Source organism: Marinilabilia salmonicolor (genome assembly GCF_003003035.1).
Taxonomy (GTDB): domain Bacteria; phylum Bacteroidota; class Bacteroidia; order Bacteroidales; family Marinilabiliaceae; genus Marinilabilia; species Marinilabilia salmonicolor_A.
This window is the reverse complement of the sequence record NZ_PVTS01000050.1, coordinates 1-2,101: the sequence shown is the minus strand read 5'-3', so window position 1 is coordinate 2,101 and position 2,101 is coordinate 1. Positions and strand designations below refer to the sequence as shown.

The window sequence follows — 2,101 nt, the reverse complement described above, 5'->3', positions numbered from 1 at the left end:
CCCAACTTGCAAATTTTAGAATTATGCTCAACAAGAGCGGTTTTTTAACTATTTGATATTCAGTGGGTGCTTAAAATATTTTATTTTTCTTAAAATCATAAAAACTTATTAATCAAGCACATCGTATTTTAGAAAGTCAAATGTAGTGACCCATAGATTTGTTGGTGTGGCTTATTAATATTATCTTTGCGGCATGTTTATACGCGCTGTACATAAGAAAGACAAAAGTAAGTCCAAAACATATACTTACTATAGGTTAACGCACTCATACCGAATAGGTAACAAGACAAGACAGACCGTTTTATTAAACCTGGGCAAGTTGGAAGGTGTTGAGAAAACTGACCATAAACAACTGGCAAACAGAATAGAGGAGATAATTACAGGTGTTGAAAATTCACTATTCCCTGCCATCTCAGATCAAATTGAGGAATTGGCCCATTCATTTGCCAGGCAAATTGAAAAAGAGAAAATTTTTCCTTCAGGAAAAGGAAAAATGATTTCCAAGAAGGTTGAAACAACCAATCAAAATGTTGATCTGGACAGTATTGAGCAGCTTGAAAGCCGGGATATTGGTGGTGAATGGTTGGTAAAACAGGCATTCGAGAGATTAGCAATCCCTGAAATGTTAGAAACGATAGGGCTGGACAAAAGCCAAGCAGACATTGCCCAAATGCTTTTGACGGCCAAACTTATACATCCATCAAGCGAACTGGAAACAGAACGCTGGTTAAATGAAAATTCAGCGTCTTTGGAGTTATATGATGGTGCGGAAACAGTATCAAGATATAAACTATACAAGGCAACCACGGAATTGTATAATAAAAAAGAGGCTGTCGATTCTATAATATACAACAATGTTAAAAATCTATTCTCGGGAAGGGACAAGATTATCATTTATGATTTGACGAATATGTATTTTGAAGGTCAAATGTTGTCCAGTAAAAAAGCTGATTTTGGACGTTCAAAACAAAAGCGGTACGATAGACGATTAATCGGCCTTGCAATATCAATTGACAGCATGGGCTTTGTCAGGCACAGTAAGTTTTACACAGGAAATGTGAGTGAGCCTGAAACATTTAAAGATTTAGTTAAGTCAATAGTTGGACAATCATACTCCAGTAGCGAAAAGCCTTTAGTGATAATGGATGCAGGCATTTCAACAGAAGATAACCTAATTGAACTCAGGGAACTCCAATATGACTATGTCTGTGTTAGTAGGACAATACCCAAAGACTACAAAACCTTGTCTGATGGGGCAAAATCAATTGAAGATAATCGTGGCAACAAGATACATTTAACAAAAGTTTCCGTTGAAGGGAAAGAGGATAATTTTCTTCACATAAAGAGCGATCAGAAGGAGATTAAAGAAAGGTCGATGGATGAGAAAATGACCCGTACACTGGAGGCTAAGTTGACATCAATAAACCAAGGGCTATCTAAAAAAGGGACGGTAAAAAAGATTAGCAAAATCCATGAAAGGGTAGGTGGCATCAAAGCAAAACTATCACGAATTGGGTGGTTGTACAACATTACCTATACCGAGGATACCGATAAGGATATAGTCACTGCAATTAAATGGGAACGGGTTCGGGAACGTGAAAGGCCAAAAGGCGAATACTTTCTTCGGTACACTAAAAATGCTATTGCTGAAGATAAAATATGGGATGCATATAATTTAACAAGAGATGTTGAAGCTGTTTTTAGATGTTTGAAGACGGATTTAAACATCAGGCCAGTACACCACCAAGTTGACCAATACATTGAACCTCATATATGGCTTGGTATTATAGCGTACCAAGTGGTTAATTACATTAGGACTAATTTAAATCAGAAAGATATTAACTATAGTTGGTCAACAATAGTTGAAAAAATGCGGAGCATGCAAAGCTCTGTGGTTACAGTCAACAGCGAGAATAATGAGAAGCTTTATATAAAGCTGTGCACAAGGCCAACAAAAGACCAAAAGGATATTTTTGATGCATTGAACTTTAAACATAGGCCATTTGTCAGAAAAACAAAAGTGGTGACCCAAATGTAAAAATACAAAGTGTATCATGCTGTCAAACAGCTTTTTATGGATGCATGTTTGCAAGTTGGGTTA

1 protein-coding gene is annotated in these 2,101 nt (G+C 36.6%); it reads left to right on the top strand.

Translation table 11 applies throughout. The features are described 5' to 3' along the window. Positions 1 to 193: 193 nt before the first annotated feature. Positions 194 to 2,038 (top strand): IS1634 family transposase, encoded by a 1,845-nt coding sequence (locus BY457_RS18820; protein ID WP_106154869.1) that lies wholly within the window; start codon positions 194 to 196, stop codon positions 2,036 to 2,038. Positions 2,039 to 2,101: the final 63 nt, after the last annotated feature.

Excerpts from the sequence above, each read along its gene's own strand:
- BY457_RS18820 (WP_106154869.1), top strand. The coding sequence starts at position 194 with ATGTTTATACGCGCTGTACATAAGAAAGACAAAAGTAAGTCCAAAACA.